The sequence below is a fragment of the Muriicola soli genome, assembly GCF_004139715.1.
In the GTDB taxonomy this organism is placed as follows: domain Bacteria; phylum Bacteroidota; class Bacteroidia; order Flavobacteriales; family Flavobacteriaceae; genus Muriicola; species Muriicola soli.
The window spans coordinates 211,295-233,387 of the sequence record NZ_CP035544.1 but is presented as its reverse complement, the minus strand read 5'-3'; the positions used below and the strand labels follow the sequence as shown (position 1 = coordinate 233,387).

The window sequence follows — 22,093 nt, the reverse complement described above, 5'->3', positions numbered from 1 at the left end:
CTTACCGTTGTAAAAATTAATCAAAAATACAATATTTAATACTATCTCTGAGGATGATACGTTCTAATATTTCTTAATTTAAACCCATGAACACAAGCGCTGCCAAGAAAATACAAAACCTCCTGTTTTTCTTCTTTTTCAGCACTATGCTTTTGGGTTGTTATGCCCAGGGTAGGTATCCCGGCTCTTCCTTCTGGAGCGAGCTGCGCTACGGCGGATCTTTTGGACTCGGATTTGGGAACAATTCGTTGAACATAGTGGCGGCACCGGCTGCTGTTTATCCTGTTTCCGAGCATTTTGCGATAGGGAGCAATCTCAGCTTCAATTACGCCAAATTTGGCGAAGCTAAATTCACGGCATACGGCGCAGGAATCCTGGGATATTACAACCCCATCCCTGCCCTTCAGTTCTCTTCCGAATTTGAGCAATTGAGGGTTAACCGTAGTTTTGGTTCTGCATTCCCAGAACTCAGAGAAAATTACTGGCTGCCCGTGCTCTTCCTGGGCGTTGGATACACTTCGGGGCCGGTTACTTTTGGCTTGCGATACGACATCTTATACGATGAGGACAAAAGCCTGTACGCAGACCCATGGATGCCATTTATTCGGGTGTTTTTTTAAAGGTAGGATTAGTTCTTTCCATACGAATGCCTGAGCCATACCTTTTGCCATTCTCTTTTGAGTATAAGAAAGCAGACTGCTTCCGCCCGCTCAACAACATCCTGAGCATCCATCGATGAAATGGCCTTTTCAGGTACATCGACGATGTACAGCAAATTGAGATAGTCAGAAAATCGTTCGAGCAAGAGGATGTAAATTTTTTCTTTGAGTGCGACCTTCAGATCTAAAGGGGCAATGTCCTCGGAAGGGTTGAATTCGATGTTGGCCAGGGTAAAATCTTTCTTAATCTGAAGTACAAGCTTTTGATATAATGCCCTGGATGCTGCCAATTGAAGCAACTCCAAACTATTCTGATACTCCTTAGCCATATCCTATTTACGACTGTGGGCACATCCTGGATCTCCCGACCCTAAATTAGGCTTACTTAAGCTCGTATTTTTTTCTCCCAAAGCCATGCGGAGCGCATCGCATCATCAAGTGTTGACTCCGCTTTCCAGCCAAGAACACGATTTGCTCTTGAAGTATCGGCGTAGGCGCTGATGACATCCCCTGGTCTGCGACCTACAATTTTGTAATTCAGTTTCTCCCCTGAAACTCTTTCAAAACTATTGATTACCTCGAGAACAGAACTTCCGGTGCCTGTTCCCACGTTAAACACCTCGTAGTTATTTTCATTTTTCCCGTTGAGCAGGCGTTTTAAAGCCACTACATGGGCTTTCGCCAGGTCAACCACATGGATATAATCCCGAATACAGGTGCCGTCCTCAGTTGGATAATCATCGCCAAAGACCGAGAGTTGTTCTCGTAAACCAATTCCGGTTTGGGTGATAAATGGCACGAGGTTTTGCGGAATGCCCAAAGGTAATTCGCCAATCTCACCACTGGGATGAGCCCCCATAGGATTAAAGTACCTGAGGGAAATTGCCTGTAACTTTGGAAGTACCTTACAACTATCCCTCATGATCTCCTCCCCTATTTGTTTGGTATTGCCATAAGGAGATTCAGCAGGTTTTACCGGCGCATTTTCCGTAATGGGCATTTCATCAGCCTGGCCGTAAACCGTACAGGAGGAGCTAAAGATAAAATGAGCCTTGTTTTTGGCGGATAGCTGTTGCAATAAATAGACCAGGGTAGAAAGGTTGTTTTCGTAATACAACAAGGGTTTTTCTACGCTCTCTCCAACAGCCTTGGAAGCTGCAAAATGAATGACACCTTCTATATCCTTATGCCTCGAAAAAAAGTCGAGAACATCAACCTTGTTGCGCAGATCTAATTTTTCAAACTCCGGCTTTTTCCCGGTGATTTTCATGATACCGTCGAGTACGTCTTCCGATGCATTGGAGCAGTTATCAATGATCACCACTTCGTATCCCTCATTCTGTAACTCAACCACGGTATGTGAGCCAATAAACCCAAGTCCTCCGGTAACTAATATCTTCATATTTACTTAAATAAAATCTAGGATGGTTGTTGTGATAAAGGCGATTTGTTCCTCGTCCAATTCTGTATGCATAGGCAGGGAGATGACCTCTTTCACCAGCTGTTTGGTAACCGGGAAATCTTCTTCCCTATAGCGTGAATCTTCATAGGCCTTTTGTTTGTGCAGCGGAATTGGATAGTAGATGCCGAACGGGATACCTTTTTCAGATAGATGAGCAGCCAGCGCGTCTCTTTTTCCATTGGTAATACGAAGTGTATACTGATGAAATACGTGACAGTCACAGGTATCGCAAATCATACCGCAGTTATTTACTGTCTTAGGAAGGACGATATCAGCTGCAGCGCGAAAAGCCAGATTGTACTTTCTTGCTGCCTCGCGCCTTTTGTCGCAATAGGTGTCGAGTCTGGATAATTTTGCCCTTAAGACTACCGCCTGTATAGAATCGAGGCGGGAATTAACACCGATCACATCATGGTGATATCGCTCGTACATCCCGTGGTTGACAATACCTCTTATAAAGTGAGCGAGATCGTCGTCATCTGTAAATATGGCTCCACCGTCACCATAACAGCCCAAGTTTTTGGAGGGAAAGAAGGAGGTGGCACCCACGTGCCCCATAGTTCCCGCTTTCTTTTTACGCCCATTGTTAAAGGTATGTGTGGCACCTATTGCCTGAGCATTGTCTTCAATAAGGAAGAGGTTGTGCTTTTCAGCAATTTCGAGCAGCCTGTCCATTGGGGCGCATTGCCCAAAAAGATGAACCGGTACAATTGCCTTTGTTTTGGGGGTGATGGCTTTTTCAACAGCCTCAGGATCAATATTGTAAGTCTCAGGATCTACATCAACCAGTACCGGAGTCAGGCCAAGTAAGGCAATGACCTCAACTGTGGCTGCAAAGGTAAAATCTGCAGTGATCACCTCATCCCCGGGCTTAAGTCGCAGCCCCATCATGGCAATTTGCAAAGCATCTGTCCCGTTGGCACAGGGTATAACGTGTTTAATTCCCAGATACGCTTCGAGTTCCTTTTGAAATCCGTGAACTTCGGGGCCATTGATAAAGGCTGCCGTATCCATTACCTGCTGAACTCCTATATTGACTTCTTCTTTAATCTCCTGATATTGACCTACAAGGTCAACCATTTGTATTTTTTTCATACCCTGAAACTATGGTCGCAATATTACAAAATTAAGGAACGGTGACCAATGTAATTTCCCAAAGAAGCGTATTTTAGCGACAAATGAATCCTCGGTGTATTTCCTGTACAATCTTCTCATTCTTATTACCTGGCAAGGGCTGAAAATTGCAGCTATCTTCAAACCCAAATTGCGCCTTTTTGTCGAGGGTAGAAAAGGTGTTTTAGGTTTTCTACAGGATAATATCAGGGAAGAAGACAAGTATATTTGGGTACACACTGCGTCTCTCGGAGAATTTGAGCAGGGGCTTCCTGTCATTAAGGGTATTAGGAACGCCTATCCCAATCACAAAATTCTGGTGACTTTTTTTTCTCCCTCAGGATACGAAGTAAAAAAGCACTCTGAAGAAGCTGACCTGATCACCTATCTACCCATGGATACCAATGATGGAGTAAATACGTTCCTGAATCGAGTGCAACCGGTTCTGGCCTTGTTCGTGAAATACGAAATATGGCCAAATTATCTCAAGGAACTACAAAAGCGAAAGATACCCGCCCTCCTGATCTCAGGAAGGTTTAACGCTGAGCAGATCTATTTTAAATGGTATGGGAAATTTATGAGACAGGCATTAGGGCAGTTCTTCCATTACTTCGTGCAGGATAAAAATTCAAAAACCTTATTGAAGGGTATTGGCCTTGAGGAGGTTTCCGTTTCCGGTGACACCCGTTTTGACAGGGTATCTGAAATTCTGAAACGGGACAATTCATTGGATTTTATGAATGATTTTAAAGCGGATAAGCTATGTCTTGTGATGGGAAGCACCTGGCCTGAAGATGAAGCGCTTCTGACTCAACAGGCAGATAAAATTCCAGAGCATGTCAAAATAGTCATCGCCCCGCACGATATTAAAGAAGACCATCTTCAGGCCTTGCAGAAATCCCTCCCGGGGAAGAGTTTGTTTTATTCCCAAATCCAAAAGGCCGATCTCTCCTCTGCTCAATTTCTCATTCTCGATACGGTTGGTTTACTTACCAGGGTGTATTCCTATGCGGATATCGCTTATGTAGGAGGCGGATTTGCCACGGGCCTGCACAACACCCTTGAGCCCGCTGTTTTTGGTATCCCGGTATTTACAGGACCACAATATCAAGGTTTTAAGGAAGCAGAAGATCTGGTGGAACTGGGAGGAATTTCCGTTGTAGAAAACGGAGAAGCTTTTATCGGTGAGTTGAAGCAACTTTTTGATAATGAGCAGGCGAGGGAGAAACAGGGTGTCATTAATTCGGACTATGTAACTGCTCAGAAGGGTGCTACTGAAAAGATCCTTACTTATATTACTTCTCATCTAAATATCTGAGGCTAACCATAAGAATAATGAGGCTGAGCGTAAAATTTCCTTAGATTTACATCAAACCCACCCTTTATGGATCGCAAAATTCTGCGCTTTTCTGTTACCGCTGCCCTGGCTGGATTTCTATTTGGATTTGACACTGTAGTAATTTCAGGAGCTGAAAAGTCGCTCCAGGCAATTTGGCAATCATCAGATAGCTTCCATGGCATAGTGGTTATCGGAATGGCCTTGTGGGGAACCGTAGTGGGCGCTTTGCTCGGAGGTATTCCGACTAATTCGCTGGGAAGAAAAAAAACCTTGATCTGGATAGGTGTCCTTTACACGGTCTCGGCCTTAGGATCGGCCTTTGCCAACGATCCTGTGACGTTTGCCGTTTTCAGGTTTATAGGCGGATTGGGGGTAGGCGCTTCTACCGTTGCGGCTCCCTCATATATCTCTGAGATCGCACCTGCCAAAGACAGGGGTAAACTTGTGGGCTTGTACCAATTCAATATTGTTTTCGGCATTCTGATCGCCTTCTTTTCCAACTACCTGCTCAGCAATATCGAGAATAATGCCTGGAGGTGGATGGTGGGAGTTGAAGCTATCCCAGCTGCGATCTACACCGTGATGGCCTTGGGTATTCCAAAAAGTCCGCGATGGCTCCTCAGCAAATCTCGTTTTGAAGAGGCGAGAAACGTATTTAAAAGTATCAGTCCCCATCTTGACACTGACAAGCTCCTGGAGGAAATCAAAGTGGAAAGTATGAACGTGATCTCGGGGGAAAACATCTTTATTAAAAAATACCGCTTTCCTTTGATACTGGCATTCCTCTTGGCATTCTTCAATCAGTTATCGGGAATTAATGCCTTCCTGTACTACGCCCCAAGAATTCTAGAAGAAGCAGGCCTTGGAGCCAGCACGGCCTTGTTGAGTAGTATTGGTATCGGTGTTACCAATATGATCTTTACATTAATTGGCATTTATCTCATAGACCGTATGGGAAGAAAACAATTGATGTACATTGGTTCGGTAGGGTATATAGTTTCACTCACTTTGGTTGCATGTGCTTTCTTTTTTGAATGGGAAGGGCTGGCAGTAGCTTCATTCCTCTTTGTTTTTATCGCCGCTCATGCCATAGGGCAAGGTTCGGTGATCTGGGTATTTATTTCAGAGATCTTCCCCAATCATCTCAGGGGCTATGGACAGAGTTTTGGCTCTTCGGTTCACTGGGTATTAGCCGCGATCATCCCGTCATCTATTCCTTTCTTGTTCAGTAGCATCGGTCCAGGTGTAGTCTTCAGCATTTTTGCCGGCATGATGGTTCTTCAGTTGCTGTTTGTGATTTTTATGATGCCCGAAACCAAAGGGGTCTCTCTGGAGGAACTCAGCAAAAAATTAAGCCCTCAAAAAGCATGAGGCCGGGCAGATCCTACTCTTTGTCGAAAATTTTAACCGCACATCTTTAAAATGCAATAGGCCCGCCGTTTTTATCCAATTTGTGACCTGTGAAAAGGATTATTTTAGTCTTTTTTTGTATATTTCGTTAAAGAACCTGAACCATGGAAGAACAGATTACCTTTGGTACTAAAATGCTAAATGGCTTTTTAATCGCTATGGTAGCGGTACTTGTTGTTATTTTGGCTTCTGTTGTCATTTGTTTAATCCTTGCGGCTTTCGGATTTTTCTCCTAAACGGTTTTCAGAACAGATCATACAACATTACATCAAAAAGAGGATTCAATTTCCTCATTCCACAATACAGTTTAAAACATAAACCCTCCTTATAAGAGGGTTTTATTTTGATACAGGTGGGGAGACTTCCCGCCTCCGGAGGCATAAACTTCTCGTCTCAGCTTATCATAAACAAAAAGTAAAAAAAGCCCTTCATTTCTGAAGAGCTTTTGCCTAAGTACAGGTGGGGAGACTCGAACTCCCAAGCCTCGCGGCACTAGTTCCTGATACTAGCGTGTCTACCAATTCCACCACACCTGCGATTATTAGGGCAGCAAAGATACAAAAGTGTTGTGATTCAATAAAAAACATTTTCGGCCAGCATCCCGTAAAGCAGCTAACCAGTAATGTCCAGGATTTTTGTATTCTCTATTATTTTAGCCATGAAATGCAGGTTCTTTTCAGCAGGACTGAACATTTGATAATTATTAATTAACACCCATATTTTAATGATTATCTACATTTAGAGAAAATTGCCATTTAATCATGAAGAATTTAAGAATACTTCTGTTGGTGCCCTTTCTGATGGCCTTTCAGTGTGACGAAGAGTTAATTGTTATTGATGAACTAGACAAAACGGGGATCTACGGCCGATGGGAATTCGCAGATGAAGAAATTGATAATATCTCTGATCTATTGCCCAAATGCTGTCGGTTTTACGAATTCTTACCCGATGACATTCCTGAGGATCAATCTGGTTTGTGGTCCTACACCGATGGATTCCGAATATACGAAGGAGTCTTTACTGTAGACGAGGTAAATCAGACCCTGCTTTTTGAGCGTGAAAACAGGGCATCCCTAACCTATGGATATTCCCTCTATGACACTAATGACTATCTGGAACTTTCATTTGTTGAGGACGGCTTAAATTATGTGCAGGGATATATCAGAAAGGATTAATCAAGCAACCTATTCCTAGTAAGCACATCTCAGAAGAAATAAATTTTCCTTATGAAAACACCCACCTTTTTCTCGTTTTTTTTATTCGTCACTTTTATTAGCTGGTCCCAGGAAAAAGCTATAAAAATTATAAACCAGGAGACCCAGAAAGAAATTATTATCAAAAATAACAAGCGGGTTAAGATCGTGACTTCAGAGGGTCAAAAGATAACAGGTCGCTTAGCCATTGCTGACGACACTACTATCTTCGTCAACAAGCAGCAATTGGTATTAAGCGATATCTATGAGATCAAGCGCAACCCCCTGCTTACCTCCATTTTAACCAGTAGCGTAATTATATATGCAGGAGCTTTAACGACGGGTTTTGGGGTCCTTATCGGAGTTCTGGTAGATTCCACTGCGTTTTGGCTCACCCTCCCCGGAGCTGCCATGATTTATACAGGTCTTAAAGCCCCAAATTTTAATCGAAAATTTTCAAAGGTGAAGAATTGGAGCTTTGAAATTGTGTCCCTCTCTCCATAAACTGCAGCATCCCTAATCGCCATTCTCCATAATAAATTGTGATAATAAAAAAAGCCCTTCCTTTCGGAAGAGCTTCTCTAATTGTACAGGCGGAGAGACTTCCCGCCAGCGGCGGGATAAACTTCTCGTCTCTCCTTATTCTAATAACAAGGCCAAAAAAAAGCCCTTCCTTTCGGAAGAGCTTCTCTAATTGTACAGGCGGAGAGACTCGAACTCTCACACCTTTCGGCACTAGATCCTAAGTCTAGCGTGTCTACCAATTCCACCACGCCTGCATCAATAAATTCAATCGACTTGTAATAAAAATTCTATTAAGTCTAGCGTGCCTACCTCCCGATAGCTATCGGGACCACCACGCCTGCATTTCCTGCTTCTAACAGGGCTGCAAATATAATTCAATTTTTCAACTTTAAAATGATTCATCTCCAAAAATATACGAGCGGATTTCGTATTTTTAAAGCCTACCAAAAATGAATCGATGACAGAGCCCAAAGCCTATATTGAAAATAACAAAGAACGTATCCTCAACGAACTCATAGAAATATTAAAAATTCCTTCCATAAGTGCTGATTCAGCTTTTTCCCATGACGTACTTCATATGGCTGAAACCGTGCAAAACGCTTTGCAAAATGCAGGTTGTACACATACTGAAATCTGCGAGACAGAGGGATATCCTATCGTATACGGGGAAAGGATGACAGACCCCGCTCTCCCAACCGTACTGGTGTACGGCCATTATGACGTTCAACCTCCTGACCCCCTCAATCTATGGACTTCCCCTCCTTTTGAGCCAGTGATAAAAAAGACCGCCCTCCATCCTGAAGGGGCCATCTATGCAAGGGGAGCTTGTGACGACAAAGGACAGATGTATATGCACGTAAAGGCACTGGAGTATATGGTTGAAAACAATTCTCTGCCCTGTAATGTGAAATTTATGATTGAGGGAGAAGAAGAAGTGGGCAGCAATAGCCTGGTCACCTTTGTAAAAGAAAACAAGAAAAAACTGGCTAACGATATCATCCTTATATCAGACACCGGCATGATCGCTAAAGACGTTCCTTCGATCACTACCGGACTTAGAGGACTGAGTTATGTTGAAGTTGAAGTAACCGGACCTAACAGGGACCTGCATTCAGGCTTGTACGGAGGGGCAGTAGCCAACCCTATCAATGTACTGGCCAAAATGATTGCATCCCTGCACGACGAAAACAACCATATCACCATCCCCGGCTTTTACGACAAAGTAGAAGAGCTCACAAAGGAAGAACGCGCTGCCATGGCAGAAGCCCCCTTTGATCTTAAAGCTTATCAGGACGAAATTGGGATCGAATCCGTTTACGGTGAAAAAGGATATACCACTAATGAGCGTAATTCCATCAGGCCAACCCTTGATGTCAACGGTATCTGGGGTGGCTACACCGGCGAAGGTGCCAAGACCGTTATTGCCAGTAAAGCCTATGCGAAAATTTCGATGCGATTGGTCCCCCACCAGGATTGGAAAGAAATCACAACTCTTTTTTCTACACATTTTAAAAACATCGCTCCCAAAGGAGTGACGGTAAAAGTGACACCCCACCACGGTGGACAAGGCTATGTAACACCCATCGATTTTATCGGTTACAGGGCAGCTGAGAAAGCCTATGAAAAGACATTTGGTAAAAAACCCATCCCTCAAAGAAGCGGGGGAAGCATCCCGATCGTAGCTTTATTTGAACAGGAACTGGGAAGTAAAACCATTCTAATGGGCTTTGGCTTAGACAGCGATGCCATACATTCACCCAACGAACATTTTGGAGTCGAAAACTACCTCAAAGGAATCGAAACCATTCCTTATTTCTATCAGTATTTTACCGAAATGTCAAAATAATTGCGCTTTTTTAAAATTATCATTCCTTTTATGTAACAAAAACATTAGGGTTGCGTTCTAATAGTCTATCAATCAATTGAGAACACTGTTATGATACAACGCTTTTTTATCCTCTGCTCGGGGGCAGACGCCTCTATTCTTGAAACTTGTTCGCAAGGCGAACGCAACAAATACGCCGGTATAGGTGCTACCGTATTTTTTACGGCAGTAATGGCTTTTCTGGCCGCCGGATATGCCCTTTACACGGTTTTTGACAATGTCTACACCGCCCTTGGATTTGGCCTGGTCTGGGGACTGCTGATCTTCAACCTGGATCGCTTTATCGTTTCTACAATTAAGAAACGGAATAGTTTTAGAAGTGAATTCCTCCAGGCAACGCCAAGATTACTGCTGGCTGTGATTATTGCAGTAGTTATCTCCAAACCCCTGGAGATGAAAATTTTCGAAAAAGAAATCGACCAGGTTTTACTCGAACAAAAAAATGAGCTCACCCTGGCAAACAAAGAACAAATAGCCCTACAATACAGTCCGCTTGTCGCCGACCTGGAACAGGATATTGTACAGCTCAAAGAGGAAGTTGCCTCTAAGGAAGCAGAGACCAATGCCCTATACGATACCTATATTTCCGAAGCTGAAGGAAGAGCGGGTACTATGTTACTGGGAAAGGGTCCTGTGTATAAAGAGAAAAGAGAGAAGCATGACGCCGCTCTGCTCGAACTGCGTGAACTGAAGTCAGATAATGCGGAAAGAATCGCCGCTATAGAGGGCCAGATCAGCAAGCTGAATACAGAATACGAAACAGCCGTGGTTAATTCTCAGCCTATTATTGACGGGTTCGACGGACTTATGGCCAGAATCAATGCCTTGGGTGAACTGGCCTGGTTTCCTTCCTTTTTTATCTTCCTTCTTTTCCTCGCTATTGAAACCGCTCCTATCGTTGTAAAACTTCTGGCTCCAAAAGGGCCGTACGATTTTAAACTCGAGGAAGAAGAAAGCACGGTTGAAGCCTGGGTGACTCAGAAAGTATCGCAGCGGCAGCATATTATGGCGACAGATGCAGTTCTGAATGAGAAAATCTACGGGGAAATACAAGAAGAAGAACGGGTATATGCCCATAAAAAACAAAAGGCAGAGGAGCTGCTGAGACTTCAGGCAGATGCCTTTCACGAATTGCAGGTAAAAGGATTATAGCTTAAAGTGAGTCGTATTCCGACCTTAATTTTTTGGTAAAATTGGCAATCACCAGCTCGTAGGAGTGATCTGTAAGACTGGCAAGTAGCGTTGAGGGCAATTGTTCAAAAAACAAGGTATTCCAATGGGTTTTACTCATGTGAAAGGCCGGGGTAACCACGCCGTCGTATTGTTCACGTAATTCCAGCGATCTTTCGGGATCACATTTGAGGTTTACCTGAGAGGGTAGCCGTTCTAAGGGAACCAAGGCAAACATCTTCCCCATAACTTTAAAGACAAGCGTTACCTCATCAAAGGGAAATTCTTCTGTGACTCCCTTTTTAGCCAGACAATACGCTCTTAATTCCTCAACATTCATCCCTTTGCTCTCTGCATTATTCTTCCTTGGGTCCTATCGCATCATAGATCAGAACCTTTTTCCACAGATGTTCTGATTCTTCTATAAACTTGAGATGGGCCTCCTCCTTTTGATATTTGTCCTGATCCTCAGCTGATGCAAAAGTGACGATCAAATTATAGGTGTAGGAATCATCAACGATTTCCCTGCTGGCTTTTGGTGGGGTCCCCAGAAATTTGGTCTTGGCGTAAAGCGAGTTCTTCATAAAGGTTTCCATGGAAGCCTCAAATGCAGCCCGGTCTTTAGTACTCTCGGGATTTTTTAGCCATATGTAAACCGAATGCACAAATGCGGCATCAAAAGTATCGGTTGATTCATTCTGGCCATTACAGGAAAGAACTAATAATGAAGCCAGAACCAGAAATACTATTCTTTTCATATTACGGAGTTTTTAATTTCCACTTTCGAGGGCTTTGCGTTCATTTTCCTCTAGTTCCAAAGCTGAGTAGTCGAGCTTCCAGCCGATCGTTTCTACCAATTTACTGATCAGTAAAATAGCTTCAAGGGCTTCTCGCCTGGCCGTATCCATCAATCCGCTTTGCGGGATCTTTTCCCTGATATGCTGCACTGCCTCCTGATTCAGAGCCGTCAAATCATTAGGTGTAAATGCGTTAAACAGCCCGTTCTTTATATCGTAAAATTCCAGTTTAGGCTCGATAGAAAGGATCTGTGGTTCCGGAAAATTTTCCAGGGTGATCTTTTTATTCGGGGTATCGGCCTTGAGTATGATCTGCTTCAGATCATAGCCGATATGGGCTTTGGCATTAATAACAATCAATGCTTTCTTTTTACTGCTTACCAAACTTAAAAATCGCTCCCTCGTATTTTCGTATTTGTAGATTTCTGCAAAATCGCCTTCTACTGAAATCAGTTTACAAACGCTTTTGATCCTATCCAGGAGTACAGTAGATTGATGTTCGGTGGTCTCCCTGCTCCTTTTACGCCTGAACATGGAGTAAATCCAATACATCATAATCGCACCCAGAATCAGGCCGAGTACAACTTCTAAAATGCCATCCATAATCGATTCAATTGTATAACAGGGTTAAAGGTAAGGAATGGCAAACACATAAGATAGGCCTAGAAGATTTGGTAAAGTACAGGCCGGCTGGGACTGGCATCATTCTCAAAAGGGGCCATTTGAAGCTCAAGCAAATAGGAGCCGTCCTTGATCTTATGTGAGACGTATATAAATTCGGTTATTGTGGCCCCTGGTCTGAGTTTTTGGCCTAAGCCCCAGAATGCCCGATGGCCCAACAATTCCCCTTCGTCCTTTTCCTTGTCAATCGAGGGAAGGTCTACCAATAGATGCATTATTCCTTGATTCACCAAAAATATAATGGCTTCTTCTGTGAAGTATGGTGGATTGGTATGGGAGTACTGACGGGAAACCTTATCTCTGGTATTTGGCAGGGTTCTTATAACAAGGGCTTCAGAAACCTCCCCACTTAGGTTTTTCTGCAATTGTTTTCGGGAAATCACAAGGTCGTCCCCAACTTTTTCAGGAGCAATTGTAATGAGTCGGGCCTGAAAAAAATATTGATCTACCGTCTGGTTGACAGAATGCCGTTGCTCTGTGATATGACCCAGACATTCGGTATGCGTACCATGTGCATGTGGATTAAAGTAAATGTCATTAAAATTGATACTGGCTCCCTGGTCTACACTGCCTACAAAATCTCCTTCCCTGTGTGGTTCAATTCGCGGGGGGTTTACGTACCATGCAGAAACATTTTGCTCCCCATGACGAAGTGGAATTGAGATATCCAGAGGTTTGGAGAGATCTGCTTTAAATGATTTGTTGCCAAGTTTAAAAGAAGCTATCATGTCTGGGAATAATACAAAACTTAGTTCTTCTTTTCTAAAGGTAGCATAAATAAATTGGCAGCCAGACCATCAGTGAGGAACTTTCCTTGCCTGGTCACCAACAAAGTATCACCATCCAAAAAGAGATAGCGATCCGCCAGGTGTGCCTCAGCTTGCTTTAGTAAATACTCTTCAAAATGTGAGCCGAATTCTTTCCTTACCTTCTCCAGGGATACGCCCCACATTGTTCGCAATCCCGTCATAATGTATTCGTTATACCGATCTCGCTGTGTGAGCGTTTCTATTTCTTCGGGCAAGCTCGATTCTCTTAAGGCTTTGATGTACAAGGGATTGTTTGAAATATTCCAGGACCTCTGTGTTCCGTTGAAAGAATGTGCTGATGGGCCGATCCCCAGGTAGGTCTCCCCCTGCCAATAGGCGAGATTGTTCCTTGAGAAATACCCCGGCTTGCCAAAATTGGAAAATTCATAGTGGACAAAACCCGCTTTTTCCAAAGTTGAGATTAACTCTTGAAATTGTTCTTCGGCCATCTCGTCATCGACTTCAGGTACAATTCCTTTTGCGATAAACCTGTGTAAAGCGGTGCCGGGTTCAACAGTAAGAGCATAACTCGAAATATGGGGATATTAAATGAGAGTGCAGTCTCCAAATTCTGTTTCCACTTTTTGATCCCCGAATCAGGAATACCGTAGATGAGGTCTATGGATATGTTTTCGAATAATTTCGTCGCCCTGCTGATGGAATCTAAGGCTTGCTCAGCGTTATGTGCCCGGTTCATAAATTTGAGATCTTCTTCAAAAAAGGATTGCACCCCGATGCTCAATCGGTTTACCTTAGATTTTGACAAAGCCAACAACTTTTCGGGGGTTAAATCATCCGGGTTGGCTTCGAGCGTAATTTCTGCACCCTCTTCCACCGAATAATGATCCAGAACGGTTTGTATAAGCATGTCTATCTCCTCCGTACTAAGTACAGAGGGTGTTCCGCCTCCGAAATAAATAGTGGCCAAAGCCTCTTCATCGTAAACTCCCTTTCGCAGGATTATTTCTTTTTGCAACGCACTGAGCATCTCATCTTTCTTTTTCAGCGTAGTGGAAAAGTGAAAATCACAATAATGGCAGGCCTGTTTACAAAATGGAATATGTAGGTAGATTCCGGCCATTAGCCTTGTTTAAATGAAACAATTAAGTAAGATAAGCCGTAAGAAGACATTGCATAAGTCATGAAAGCAAATACAAAAAGTATGAGCGATTTTAGGATCACTAAGAAATACCTTCTTTGAAATAAGGAAATCATCGAGTAAAGAAAATACGACAACATGATCAATATGCCCATGGGCTGCAATTGATCTCCAAACCATTGCACTACAAACATATTGCAGGTAACTATCAAAGTGTAAATACCCAGTAGATAAAATGAGACCACCAGGAATTCTGCAAGAGAATACCACTTGTAAAAGAATAATTTCATAAAAAGAGCGAGGGTAAAGACAAAAGTAAAGAGGAAGTTGTTGATATTCATCAACATATAGTTCCTTGCTTCGGTAAGTAAGGAGGTGTCCATTCCCCCTTCCTCCACAACGATCATACTATTCCTGAATGGATCGAAACCTATTAAAGAACGAATGACTATGTAAATTACTGTCATTAAGATAAAAAATGAAACAGGTCTGTAATACGTCTTTCGTTTGCCAGCCAGATATGACCGCAACAGGATTCCCGGTCTTAAGATCAAATCTCTGATTGTTATTAGAAGGGGCGCATTGACAGAAAGCAAATTATCTGCAAGATCATCTAAGGTTTCCCTGAATGTAATCTTATGGATGCCAACACGTTGTCCACATCTAGGGCAAAAATATCCTTTCGAGACATATCCGCAATTCTTACAGCTATTAGGAGATTCCTCGTTCATTACTTATTTTACTCGGTCCTCATTCTGTTTTACAAAGGAGGCCCATCCGGTGTAACCTTTGCCGGTTTCCACTTTACCCTGATTATAAAAATGGCAAACAGCCGCTGCCAACCCATCAGTACTGTCTAGGTTTTTTGGGAGCGATTGTAACTTCAGGATGCTTTGTAACATTTTGGCTACCTGCTCTTTACTGGCATTTCCATTGCCTGTAATCGCCATTTTGATCTTTTTGGGGAAATACTCCGTTATGGGGATCTGCCTGCTCAAGCCCGCGGCCATAGCCACGCCCTGAGCCCTGCCCAGCTTGAGCATAGATTGCACGTTCTTGCCAAAAAAAGGAGCTTCTATGGCGATCTCGTCAGGGTGATAGGTATCGATCAATTCTATGGTGCGATCGTAAATCATTTTGAGTTTGGTAAAAGGATCATCGTACTTTTTAAGCATAAGTTCATTCATCTGTACAAAAGACATGGTGCTTCCCTGCACTTTGATAATCCCAAAACCCATTATCGTGGTTCCGGGGTCAATGCCCAAAATGATCTTTTCCTTACTCACATTTCTTAATTTGTCGTTAGTTCTAATGGCAACCTGAAGCGGCTCCTTACCGGCACCCCTCTTTTTAATGCGGGTGCAGGTTTGGGTAAACTCCTGAGACTCTTGATAATAATCTCCCTGAACTCAGGAAGTTGTTCCAATAATTCTTCATCGTTATCCATCTCCACAACCCTGATCTCCCCAGATTTTTCAACTAAAAAATCAATGTAAACCGTAGTTCTGATATCCTTCTTTACCCGAAAATCAAAATCTTCCATATGCATTGCGAGATTCTGTAACAAGGTATTTTCAAAACAACTTCGCTGCTCAGACTTCGAAACTGTTTCATCACAGCCGTCAAATAATGGATATTGGTCTACGTCATTCCAGTCGAGACCCCGCAACTCATCCTCCACCAGTTTTTGGGTCTTGGATTCGGGCGAGGCCAGCCAATCACAGGAAAGCAAAAGAAACAGGCAACAGAACAATAATAAAAACCTCATGGGAGACCGTATTCAAAGTTGAAAATTACGCTTTTTTTTAGTCAAACCGAATTCCGCAAAGAGTTGTAACAAATCTGAAGTACCTTAGTCTTATTGAATATATTTAACCATGGATATCGTCTTACTTCTTTTGGGATTTGTTCTGATGCTTTTGGGTATATTGGGGAGTTTCCTCCCTGTATTACCGGGAACACCCGTTAGCTGGGTGGGTTTATTTTTACTCTATCTCACCAAAGCCGTACCTAACGACTGGTGGTTTCTCGGTATTACGCTTTTCATTGCCCTTCTCGTTTTTGCGATGGATTACATCATCCCTGCGATGGGAACAAAGAAATTTGGAGGAACCAGGGCAGGAATGATCGGAACAACCATAGGGTTGGTCATTGCCATTGTATTTCCTGTTTTGGGAATATTGGGGATCATCATCTGGCCCTTTATAGGTGCCTTTCTGGGCGAATTACTGAATAAGGCAGATCAACAATCGGCTCTCAAAGCTGCCTTTGGCTCTTTTATCGGGTTTTTGACCGGTACTTTTCTGAAATTTGTGGTAACTGTAATTTTCTTTGGTCTGTTTATCTCAACTGCCTGGGAATACAGATCGGCCTTGTTTCCGTATTTTAACGATTAGAAATACGAACTTATTTAAGCCAGACAGTCTTCTCATCCACTGGTCTTCTCATCCCCGGTTCAGGCTCCTCGTCATAATATCCCATATAGAAAAAACCGAGGCATTTTTCCCCCTCGCCCAGAGGAAAAAATTCATCCATATACTGGATTAGCGAAGGAGAACTCCAATACGCTCCGATCTTTAATTCAGTACAGCAAAGCCACATATTTTGCACTGCCATTGCCGTCGCCGCTATTTCTTCCCACTCGGGAAGACGTTCCTCAGGATCGCGCTGCATACAGATAGCGATCACAGCAGCAGACTGTTTTGGCTTATCACGTATTTTTCTAAACTTAAGTTGTTTGGGTTTGGGGTTGGTTTCCTGATATTTTTCCGCCAGAAAATAGCCAAGACTTTCCTTAGACGCCCCTGTTAATACTTTAAACCGCCATGGCTCGGTCTTACGGTGTGTGGGTGCCCAATTTGCCGCCTCCAGAATTTTTTCAATTTCCTCCTTCGCAATAGGTTTATCGTTGTATTGTGCCGGAAATATTGCCCTCCGGTTCTTTATAAGGTCAAAGATCATAACAATTCTAAAATTTCTATTTGTTAAGCCAGATCCGACTTCAGTGTCGTGTTCATTTTCTGGTTCATCTCAAACTTAATGAATACATTTAGGGTAATCAAATAATATAACGCAGTGGAGAAAGGAGCATCTTTTCAATATGGGGAGGATCATCTCACCGCCGGATTGGCCATTTCCCTGGCTAGGGGAGAAACCAGAGGAGTTGTCAGTGAGCGCAGCTGGCAAAAGATTAAGGAGAGCCATGAGGTGGTACAGAAAATCGTGGATAAGGGAAATCCGGTCTATGGTATCAATACGGGTTTCGGACCCCTCTGTACTACGAGTATTTCAAGGGAGGAAACACAGATCTTACAAAAAAATATATTGCAAAGCCATAGCGTTGGAGTTGGAGAACCAATTGATATTGAACTGGCCAAACTCATGCTGGTACTAAAGATCCATTCTTTATCCAAGGGATATTCAGGAATTTCAGAGCGTACCTTAAAAAGATTGATCTGGCACCTCGAAGAAGAAGCCATTCCTCTTGTACCTTCCCAAGGTTCGGTGGGCGCATCAGGGGATCTCGCCCCCTTGTCGCATCTATTCCTGCCCTTGCTTGGCCTGGGTAAAGTGGATTATAAAGGCGAGCTGATTACAGGTGCCGAATTATTTAAAAGAACAGCAAAGACGCCCCTTGAATTAGGTCCTAAGGAGGGCCTTGCACTCATAAACGGCACTCAGTTTATCGCTGCTCACGCCGTAAAGGTCCTGGACATCTTTTATAACTGCCTGACACATGCCGACATCATTGGTGCAATGATGATAGAAGGCCTACAGGGTTCCATCAAACCCTTTTACAATGAACTTCATTCCCTGCGCCCCTTCAAAGGAACCCAGCATGTTGCCAGACGCGTAAAATCCCTTCTTGAAGGATCTGAGATCATGGAGGATCATATCGATTGTGAACGGGTACAGGACCCGTATTCTCTCAGGTGTATCCCGCAAGTTCACGGGGCCTCGAGAAATACATGGTTGCATCTAAAAGAATTATTGGAGGTGGAACTGAACTCGGTTACCGACAACCCCGTTATAATAGACAAAGATCTTACCATAAGCGGTGGTAATTTTCACGGACAACCTCTTGCCATGGTTCTGGATTACGCCTGCCTCGCAGCCTCAGAACTGGGAAATATTTCTGATCGCAGGGTCTACCTCGCCCTTGAGGGGAACAGCCCGGGCATCCCAAAATTGCTGATGAAGGAAACCGGAATTAATTCGGGCTATATGATCCTGCAGTACACCTCAGCAGCACTTGCCAGCGAGAATAAAGTTTTGTGTTTTCCGGCTAGCGCCGACAGTATCCCCACTTCACTAGGGCAGGAAGATCACGTGAGTATGGGTTCCATCTCTGGGAGGAAAGCCCTTCAGGTGATCGAAAATGTAGAAAAGATACTGGCGATAGAATTGCTTACGGCCGCTCAGGCCTTTGAGTTCAGAAAGCCCCTGAGGTCCGGAGCAATATTGGAAATGGTGCATAAGGAAGTTAGAAAGAAAGTGCCTTTTGCCTCTAAGGACAGGGTTTTTGCTGACGATATTGAAGAAGGTATTCAGTTATTAAAAGAGCGAACCATTATCTCGGTGGTTAAAGCAATCAGTAATAAAAAGGGATATTCGTTGAAAACCCCCTTTTCCAAAGAATTTGAAGTTTACTAAGTCATGGCGCATTACACCTATCTAGGTCCTGTATCGGAACTCTTACCAATGGCGGAGCTCCCCCTGAAGGGAGCCCTCAAGGATTCCTCCCTACAGGTATTAAAACAGCAGGGCATACTGACAGAAGATGGGGTCATTCTTGCCGTTGACGACCACGATAAACTCCTGCAGAAGGCCGAAGAACTGGGTGCAGATATTACAATACTTAGAGGAGAACTCACAGCCCTACCTGGATTTATTGACTGCCATACTCATATCTGTTTCAGTGGATCAAGAGCCGGGGATTACGCCCTGCGAAATGCAGGAAGTTCCTATTTGGAGATTGCCGAAAAAGGCGGGGGCATATGGGATACAGTAACCAAAACAAGGCAAGCATCAGAAAAAGTACTGCGACTAGGCGTGGTCAAGAGGACCAGCGAACATCTCAATCAAGGGGTCACTACTCTGGAAGTAAAAAGTGGATACGGACTCAATCTTAAGGATGAACTCAAAATGCTCAGGGCGATAGACAAAGCAAGGTCTTCAGTTCCCATCGATCTGGTCAGTACTTGTCTTGCTGCCCATATCTTTCCAAAAGACTTTGAGGGTACAAAGGCGGATTACCTCAATTTTTTAAGTCGGGAACTTTTACCTGCAATAAAGAAGGAAGATCTTGCCAACAGGGTAGATGCTTTTATTGAAGAAGGGGCATTTTCAAGGTCTGAGATACTCCCATATCTAAAAAAGGCAATTGATCTTGGGTTTGATATTACCCTTCACGCAGATCAGTTTTCTACGGGAGGAAGTAGTGTGGCTATTGAATGTAATGCTGTAAGTGCCGATCATCTCGAGGCAAGTACAGAAAAAGAAATTGAGGCCCTGGCCAAGAGCGATGTAATTGCGGTAGCCCTTCCCGGAGCGAGTTTGGGTCTGGGTTGTGCTTATGCACCTGTTCGTGCCTTGCTGGATACCGGAGCTTCGGTGGCCATTGCTAGTGATTACAACCCGGGCTCAGCACCAATGGGTCAACTCCTGACCCAGGCAGCTATCCTTGGTACCTTCCAAAAATTAACAACTGCAGAGGTTTTCGCAGGACTTACTTATAGAGCTGCAGCGGCACTCGGACTTAAGGACAGGGGCCGACTTGTTGCTGGTATGCTAGCCGATATAGTCCTATTTCCCACGCCGGACCACAGAGAAATTTTATACCGCCAAGGGAGCCTCAAACCCTGTTACACCATTAAGAGCGGAAGCATCGTTTATAATAATACAGAACAATGAAGGCAACAGTATCTTCCGAAATAGATTCGTTTAAAACAGCAATACTGCAAGGTATTCCCGATACTTTACCCCCTAAAGCTCAACTAAGTGATGATATCAGTCATGCCCCTATGCGAAAGCAAATCCTGACCGTTGATGAAAAACGTCTTGCTGTGAGGAATGCGCTCCGCTACTTTCCCGAGGCCTGGCATCAGCAACTGGCAAAGGAATTTGCAGAGGAGCTTTTGCTCTACGGGCGTATCTATATGTTCCGATTTAAACCGAAATACCGGATGTATGCCAGACCTATTTCTGACTATCCGGCAAGGACAACTGAGGCAGCGGCCATCATGCTAATGATCCAGAATAACCTGGATCCGGCTGTAGCTCAACATCCTGATGAATTGATCACCTATGGAGGCAATGGTGCCGTATTTCAGAATTGGGCACAATATCTGCTCACCATGAAATACCTGGCCAAAATGACGGAACAGCAAACGCTGCACATGTATTCCGGTCATCCGATGGGCCTTTTTCCCTCCTCAAAAGATGCTCCCAGAGTGGTCATTACCAATGGGATGATGATTCCCAATTACTCTAAACCCGATGATTGGGAACGGTTCAACGCCCTGGGCGTTACCCAATACGGCCAGATGACTGCGGGTTCATACATGTACATAGGGCCACAGGGAATTGTTCACGGTACCACAATCACGGTGATGAACGCCTTCCGAAAAGTGCTTCGCAAAGGGGATACCCCGAATGGAAAAGTATTTTTAACTTCAGGTCTGGGGGGAATGAGCGGGGCTCAGCCCAAAGCTGGAAATATAGCACAATGTATAACGGTTTGTGCAGAGGTCAACCCCGCAGCAGCCAATAAGAGACATCAGCAAGGCTGGGTAGATGAAATTTACGATACTCTGCCTGCATTGGTAGATAGAACCAGGAGAGCCATAGAGGATTCTGAAGTTGTTTCCCTGGCATTTATTGGGAATGTGGTTGACGTCTGGGAGCGCTTCCTGGAAGAAAATATTTTTGTAAGCCTGGGGTCTGACCAAACTTCACTTCACAACCCATGGGCCGGAGGGTATTATCCTGCAGGCATGTCTTTTGAAGAGGCGAATGCCCTTATGGTAGAAAATCCCGAACAGTTTAAATTAAAAGTTCAGGAATCCCTGAGAAAGCAAGTATCACTGATCAACGCCCATGCTAAAAAAGGGACTTATTTCTTTGATTATGGCAATGCCTTTCTCCTCGAAGCTTCCAAGGCCGGGGCAAGGGTGATGGCCGAAAATAATATCGATTTCCGATACCCTTCTTACGTGCAGGATATCCTGGGGCCCTTGTGTTTCGACTATGGATTCGGGCCGTTCCGGTGGGTGTGTACGTCCGGGAACCCCAAAGACCTGCGAAAGACCGATGCCATAGCCCTGCAAGTACTACAAAAAATTATGGAAGAGGCTCCGGATGAGATCAAGCAACAGATGCAGGATAATATAGTGTGGATTGAACAAGCTGAAAAAAACAAGCTGGTCGTCGGTTCGCAGGCAAGGATTTTATACGCCGATGCTGAAGGAAGGGCAGCCATCGCTCTCGCATTCAACGAAGCCATCAAAAAGGGCCAAATCTCAGCACCGGTGGTCCTGGGCAGGGATCATCACGATGTCAGTGGCACCGATTCTCCATTCCGGGAAACCAGTAACATTTATGACGGTAGCAGATTTACAGCCGATATGGCGATACACAATGTGATTGGAGACAGTTTCCGTGGGGCTAGCTGGGTTTCTATTCATAATGGCGGCGGAGTAGGGTGGGGAGAAGTGATCAACGGGGGATTTGGAATGCTCCTCGACGGCAGTGATCAGAGCGCCAAAAGAATCAAGAATATGTTGTTTTATGATGTAAACAACGGAATCGCGAGAAGGAGCTGGGCCAGAAATTCTGAGGCTATTTTTGCTATCAAAAGAGAGATGAATCGCACACCCGACTTAGATATCACTCTACCCAACATTGTAGAAGATAAAACTATTGACAACCTCTTTTAAGAGTATTAGTCCTA

At 43.9% G+C, this 22,093-nt stretch carries 23 protein-coding genes, 2 tRNA genes and 2 pseudogenes; 12 read left to right on the top strand and 15 right to left on the bottom strand.

Features of this window, described 5'->3' with window-relative positions:
* Window positions 1-86 precede the first annotated feature (86 nt).
* Window positions 87-620, top strand: a complete 534-nt coding sequence (locus tag EQY75_RS01055) for an alpha-ketoglutarate decarboxylase (RefSeq protein ID WP_129602076.1) — start codon at window positions 87-89, stop codon at window positions 618-620.
* An 8-nt stretch (window positions 621-628) separates the two neighbouring features.
* Here the strand turns inward: EQY75_RS01055 and EQY75_RS01050 are convergent, their stop codons facing one another.
* The 3 genes from EQY75_RS01050 to EQY75_RS01040 are packed head-to-tail and all read right to left on the bottom strand — an operon-like array spanning window position 629 to window position 3,216.
* A complete protein-coding gene (locus tag EQY75_RS01050; protein WP_129602074.1) occupies window positions 629-988 on the bottom strand; it encodes a hypothetical protein in 360 nt (119 codons plus the stop codon).
* A 56-nt stretch (window positions 989-1,044) separates the two neighbouring features.
* A complete protein-coding gene (gene galE, locus EQY75_RS01045) occupies window positions 1,045-2,061 on the bottom strand; it encodes a UDP-glucose 4-epimerase GalE (RefSeq protein WP_129602072.1) in 1,017 nt (338 codons plus the stop codon).
* Between the two features lie 6 nt (window positions 2,062-2,067).
* Entirely contained in the window at window positions 2,068-3,216 is a 1,149-nt protein-coding gene (locus tag EQY75_RS01040; protein ID WP_129602070.1) for a DegT/DnrJ/EryC1/StrS family aminotransferase, read from the bottom strand.
* Between the two features lie 94 nt (window positions 3,217-3,310).
* On the opposite strand from EQY75_RS01040, the gene EQY75_RS01035 reads away from it, so the two are divergent.
* From EQY75_RS01035 to EQY75_RS14290, 3 genes are all read left to right on the top strand, one after another.
* Window positions 3,311-4,552, top strand: a complete 1,242-nt coding sequence (locus tag EQY75_RS01035) for a 3-deoxy-D-manno-octulosonic acid transferase (RefSeq protein WP_129602068.1) — start codon at window positions 3,311-3,313, stop codon at window positions 4,550-4,552.
* A gap of 66 nt (window positions 4,553-4,618) precedes the next feature.
* A complete protein-coding gene (locus EQY75_RS01030; protein WP_129602067.1) occupies window positions 4,619-5,944 on the top strand; it encodes a sugar porter family MFS transporter in 1,326 nt (441 codons plus the stop codon).
* Window positions 5,945-6,087: 143 nt separating this feature from the next.
* The gene (locus EQY75_RS14290; RefSeq protein ID WP_281278415.1) at window positions 6,088-6,219 is read left to right on the top strand and encodes a hypothetical protein; all 132 of its coding nucleotides are present in this window, start codon (window positions 6,088-6,090) and stop codon (window positions 6,217-6,219) included.
* Window positions 6,220-6,437: 218 nt separating this feature from the next.
* Here the strand turns inward: EQY75_RS14290 and EQY75_RS01025 are convergent.
* A tRNA-Leu gene (locus tag EQY75_RS01025) sits at window positions 6,438-6,519 on the bottom strand.
* 225 nt (window positions 6,520-6,744) lie between these two features.
* Here EQY75_RS01025 and EQY75_RS01020 point away from each other — a divergent pair.
* A complete protein-coding gene (locus EQY75_RS01020) occupies window positions 6,745-7,158 on the top strand; it encodes a hypothetical protein (RefSeq protein ID WP_129602065.1) in 414 nt (137 codons plus the stop codon).
* A 51-nt stretch (window positions 7,159-7,209) separates the two neighbouring features.
* The gene (locus EQY75_RS01015; RefSeq protein ID WP_129602063.1) at window positions 7,210-7,680 is read left to right on the top strand and encodes a hypothetical protein; all 471 of its coding nucleotides are present in this window, start codon (window positions 7,210-7,212) and stop codon (window positions 7,678-7,680) included.
* Window positions 7,681-7,873: 193 nt separating this feature from the next.
* Here EQY75_RS01015 and EQY75_RS01010 read toward each other — a convergent pair.
* A tRNA-Leu gene (locus EQY75_RS01010) sits at window positions 7,874-7,955 on the bottom strand.
* Between the two features lie 203 nt (window positions 7,956-8,158).
* Here EQY75_RS01010 and EQY75_RS01005 point away from each other — a divergent pair.
* Window positions 8,159-9,547, top strand: a complete 1,389-nt coding sequence (locus EQY75_RS01005; RefSeq protein ID WP_129602061.1) for a dipeptidase — start codon at window positions 8,159-8,161, stop codon at window positions 9,545-9,547.
* 90 nt (window positions 9,548-9,637) lie between these two features.
* A complete protein-coding gene (locus tag EQY75_RS01000) occupies window positions 9,638-10,738 on the top strand; it encodes a DUF4407 domain-containing protein (protein ID WP_129602059.1) in 1,101 nt (366 codons plus the stop codon).
* 1 nt (window position 10,739) lies between these two features.
* Here the strand turns inward: EQY75_RS01000 and EQY75_RS00995 are convergent, their stop codons facing one another.
* The 9 genes and pseudogenes from EQY75_RS00995 to EQY75_RS00960 form a co-directional block, all read right to left on the bottom strand.
* Window positions 10,740-11,096 carry an MmcQ/YjbR family DNA-binding protein gene (locus tag EQY75_RS00995; RefSeq protein WP_129602057.1) on the bottom strand — a complete coding sequence of 119 codons (357 nt, stop codon included), beginning with the start codon at window positions 11,094-11,096 and terminating at the stop codon, window positions 10,740-10,742.
* A 16-nt stretch (window positions 11,097-11,112) separates the two neighbouring features.
* On the bottom strand, window positions 11,113-11,514 hold the full coding sequence (locus tag EQY75_RS00990) for a Dabb family protein (RefSeq protein ID WP_129602055.1): 402 nt from the start codon (window positions 11,512-11,514) through the stop codon (window positions 11,113-11,115).
* A gap of 12 nt (window positions 11,515-11,526) precedes the next feature.
* Window positions 11,527-12,156, bottom strand: coding sequence for a DUF4230 domain-containing protein (locus tag EQY75_RS00985; protein ID WP_129602054.1), 630 nt, complete (start codon window positions 12,154-12,156; stop codon window positions 11,527-11,529).
* 59 nt (window positions 12,157-12,215) lie between these two features.
* A complete protein-coding gene (locus EQY75_RS00980) occupies window positions 12,216-12,962 on the bottom strand; it encodes a cyclase family protein (RefSeq protein ID WP_129602052.1) in 747 nt (248 codons plus the stop codon).
* Between the two features lie 20 nt (window positions 12,963-12,982).
* A pseudogene (hemW, locus tag EQY75_RS00975) lies at window positions 12,983-14,124 on the bottom strand (radical SAM family heme chaperone HemW).
* Window positions 14,124-14,609 (bottom strand): hypothetical protein, encoded by a 486-nt coding sequence (locus EQY75_RS14135; protein ID WP_246019935.1) that lies wholly within the window; start codon window positions 14,607-14,609, stop codon window positions 14,124-14,126. Before EQY75_RS14135 ends, hemW begins: the two are co-directional and overlap by 1 nt.
* 42 nt (window positions 14,610-14,651) lie before the next feature.
* Window positions 14,652-14,873: pseudogene (locus EQY75_RS14545) on the bottom strand (hypothetical protein); the annotation flags it as partial.
* A 3-nt stretch (window positions 14,874-14,876) separates the two neighbouring features.
* Complete coding sequence (gene ruvC, locus EQY75_RS00965; RefSeq protein WP_129602048.1) at window positions 14,877-15,428, bottom strand: crossover junction endodeoxyribonuclease RuvC; 552 nt, start codon at window positions 15,426-15,428, stop codon at window positions 14,877-14,879.
* A gap of 5 nt (window positions 15,429-15,433) precedes the next feature.
* Window positions 15,434-15,910 carry a hypothetical protein gene (locus EQY75_RS00960; RefSeq protein ID WP_129602046.1) on the bottom strand — a complete coding sequence of 159 codons (477 nt, stop codon included), beginning with the start codon at window positions 15,908-15,910 and terminating at the stop codon, window positions 15,434-15,436.
* Window positions 15,911-16,019: 109 nt separating this feature from the next.
* Between EQY75_RS00960 and EQY75_RS00955 the strand changes: the two genes are divergently transcribed.
* Window positions 16,020-16,538, top strand: a complete 519-nt coding sequence (locus EQY75_RS00955; RefSeq protein ID WP_129602044.1) for a DUF456 domain-containing protein — start codon at window positions 16,020-16,022, stop codon at window positions 16,536-16,538.
* A gap of 10 nt (window positions 16,539-16,548) precedes the next feature.
* On the opposite strand, the gene EQY75_RS00950 is transcribed toward EQY75_RS00955, so the two are convergent.
* On the bottom strand, window positions 16,549-17,103 hold the full coding sequence (locus EQY75_RS00950) for a nitroreductase family protein (protein WP_129602042.1): 555 nt from the start codon (window positions 17,101-17,103) through the stop codon (window positions 16,549-16,551).
* Between the two features lie 114 nt (window positions 17,104-17,217).
* Here EQY75_RS00950 and hutH point away from each other — a divergent pair, with 114 nt between their 5' ends.
* Genes hutH through EQY75_RS00935 form a run of 3 tightly spaced genes read left to right on the top strand, consistent with a single transcriptional unit; the run spans window position 17,218 to window position 22,079 of the window.
* Window positions 17,218-18,795 (top strand): histidine ammonia-lyase, encoded by a 1,578-nt coding sequence (hutH, locus tag EQY75_RS00945; RefSeq protein ID WP_129602040.1) that lies wholly within the window; start codon window positions 17,218-17,220, stop codon window positions 18,793-18,795.
* 3 nt (window positions 18,796-18,798) lie between these two features.
* Entirely contained in the window at window positions 18,799-20,055 is a 1,257-nt protein-coding gene (gene hutI / locus EQY75_RS00940; protein WP_129602038.1) for an imidazolonepropionase, read from the top strand.
* Window positions 20,052-22,079, top strand: a complete 2,028-nt coding sequence (locus tag EQY75_RS00935) for a urocanate hydratase (protein WP_129602036.1) — start codon at window positions 20,052-20,054, stop codon at window positions 22,077-22,079. Before hutI ends, EQY75_RS00935 begins: the two co-directional genes overlap by 4 nt.
* The last annotated feature ends 14 nt before the right edge of the window (window positions 22,080-22,093 follow it).

Excerpts from the sequence above, each read along its gene's own strand:
- EQY75_RS00980 (WP_129602052.1), bottom strand. The coding sequence starts at position 12,962 with ATGATAGCTTCTTTTAAACTTGGCAACAAATCATTTAAAGCAGATCTC.
- EQY75_RS01000 (WP_129602059.1), top strand. The coding sequence starts at position 9,638 with ATGATACAACGCTTTTTTATCCTCTGCTCGGGGGCAGACGCCTCTATT.
- EQY75_RS00960 (WP_129602046.1), bottom strand. The coding sequence starts at position 15,910 with ATGAGGTTTTTATTATTGTTCTGTTGCCTGTTTCTTTTGCTTTCCTGT.
- EQY75_RS00990 (WP_129602055.1), bottom strand. The coding sequence starts at position 11,514 with ATGAAAAGAATAGTATTTCTGGTTCTGGCTTCATTATTAGTTCTTTCC.
- EQY75_RS01040 (WP_129602070.1), bottom strand. The coding sequence starts at position 3,216 with ATGAAAAAAATACAAATGGTTGACCTTGTAGGTCAATATCAGGAGATT.
- EQY75_RS01055 (WP_129602076.1), top strand. The coding sequence starts at position 87 with ATGAACACAAGCGCTGCCAAGAAAATACAAAACCTCCTGTTTTTCTTC.
- EQY75_RS00955 (WP_129602044.1), top strand. The coding sequence starts at position 16,020 with ATGGATATCGTCTTACTTCTTTTGGGATTTGTTCTGATGCTTTTGGGT.
- EQY75_RS14135 (WP_246019935.1), bottom strand. The coding sequence starts at position 14,609 with ATGACAGTAATTTACATAGTCATTCGTTCTTTAATAGGTTTCGATCCA.
- EQY75_RS00995 (WP_129602057.1), bottom strand. The coding sequence starts at position 11,096 with ATGAATGTTGAGGAATTAAGAGCGTATTGTCTGGCTAAAAAGGGAGTC.
- EQY75_RS14290 (WP_281278415.1), top strand. The coding sequence starts at position 6,088 with ATGGAAGAACAGATTACCTTTGGTACTAAAATGCTAAATGGCTTTTTA.
- EQY75_RS01015 (WP_129602063.1), top strand. The coding sequence starts at position 7,210 with ATGAAAACACCCACCTTTTTCTCGTTTTTTTTATTCGTCACTTTTATT.
- EQY75_RS01030 (WP_129602067.1), top strand. The coding sequence starts at position 4,619 with ATGGATCGCAAAATTCTGCGCTTTTCTGTTACCGCTGCCCTGGCTGGA.
- EQY75_RS00985 (WP_129602054.1), bottom strand. The coding sequence starts at position 12,156 with ATGGATGGCATTTTAGAAGTTGTACTCGGCCTGATTCTGGGTGCGATT.
- EQY75_RS00950 (WP_129602042.1), bottom strand. The coding sequence starts at position 17,103 with ATGATCTTTGACCTTATAAAGAACCGGAGGGCAATATTTCCGGCACAA.
- EQY75_RS00935 (WP_129602036.1), top strand. The coding sequence starts at position 20,052 with ATGAAGGCAACAGTATCTTCCGAAATAGATTCGTTTAAAACAGCAATA.
- hutI (WP_129602038.1), top strand. The coding sequence starts at position 18,799 with ATGGCGCATTACACCTATCTAGGTCCTGTATCGGAACTCTTACCAATG.
- EQY75_RS01020 (WP_129602065.1), top strand. The coding sequence starts at position 6,745 with ATGAAGAATTTAAGAATACTTCTGTTGGTGCCCTTTCTGATGGCCTTT.
- EQY75_RS01050 (WP_129602074.1), bottom strand. The coding sequence starts at position 988 with ATGGCTAAGGAGTATCAGAATAGTTTGGAGTTGCTTCAATTGGCAGCA.
- EQY75_RS01005 (WP_129602061.1), top strand. The coding sequence starts at position 8,159 with ATGACAGAGCCCAAAGCCTATATTGAAAATAACAAAGAACGTATCCTC.
- galE (WP_129602072.1), bottom strand. The coding sequence starts at position 2,061 with ATGAAGATATTAGTTACCGGAGGACTTGGGTTTATTGGCTCACATACC.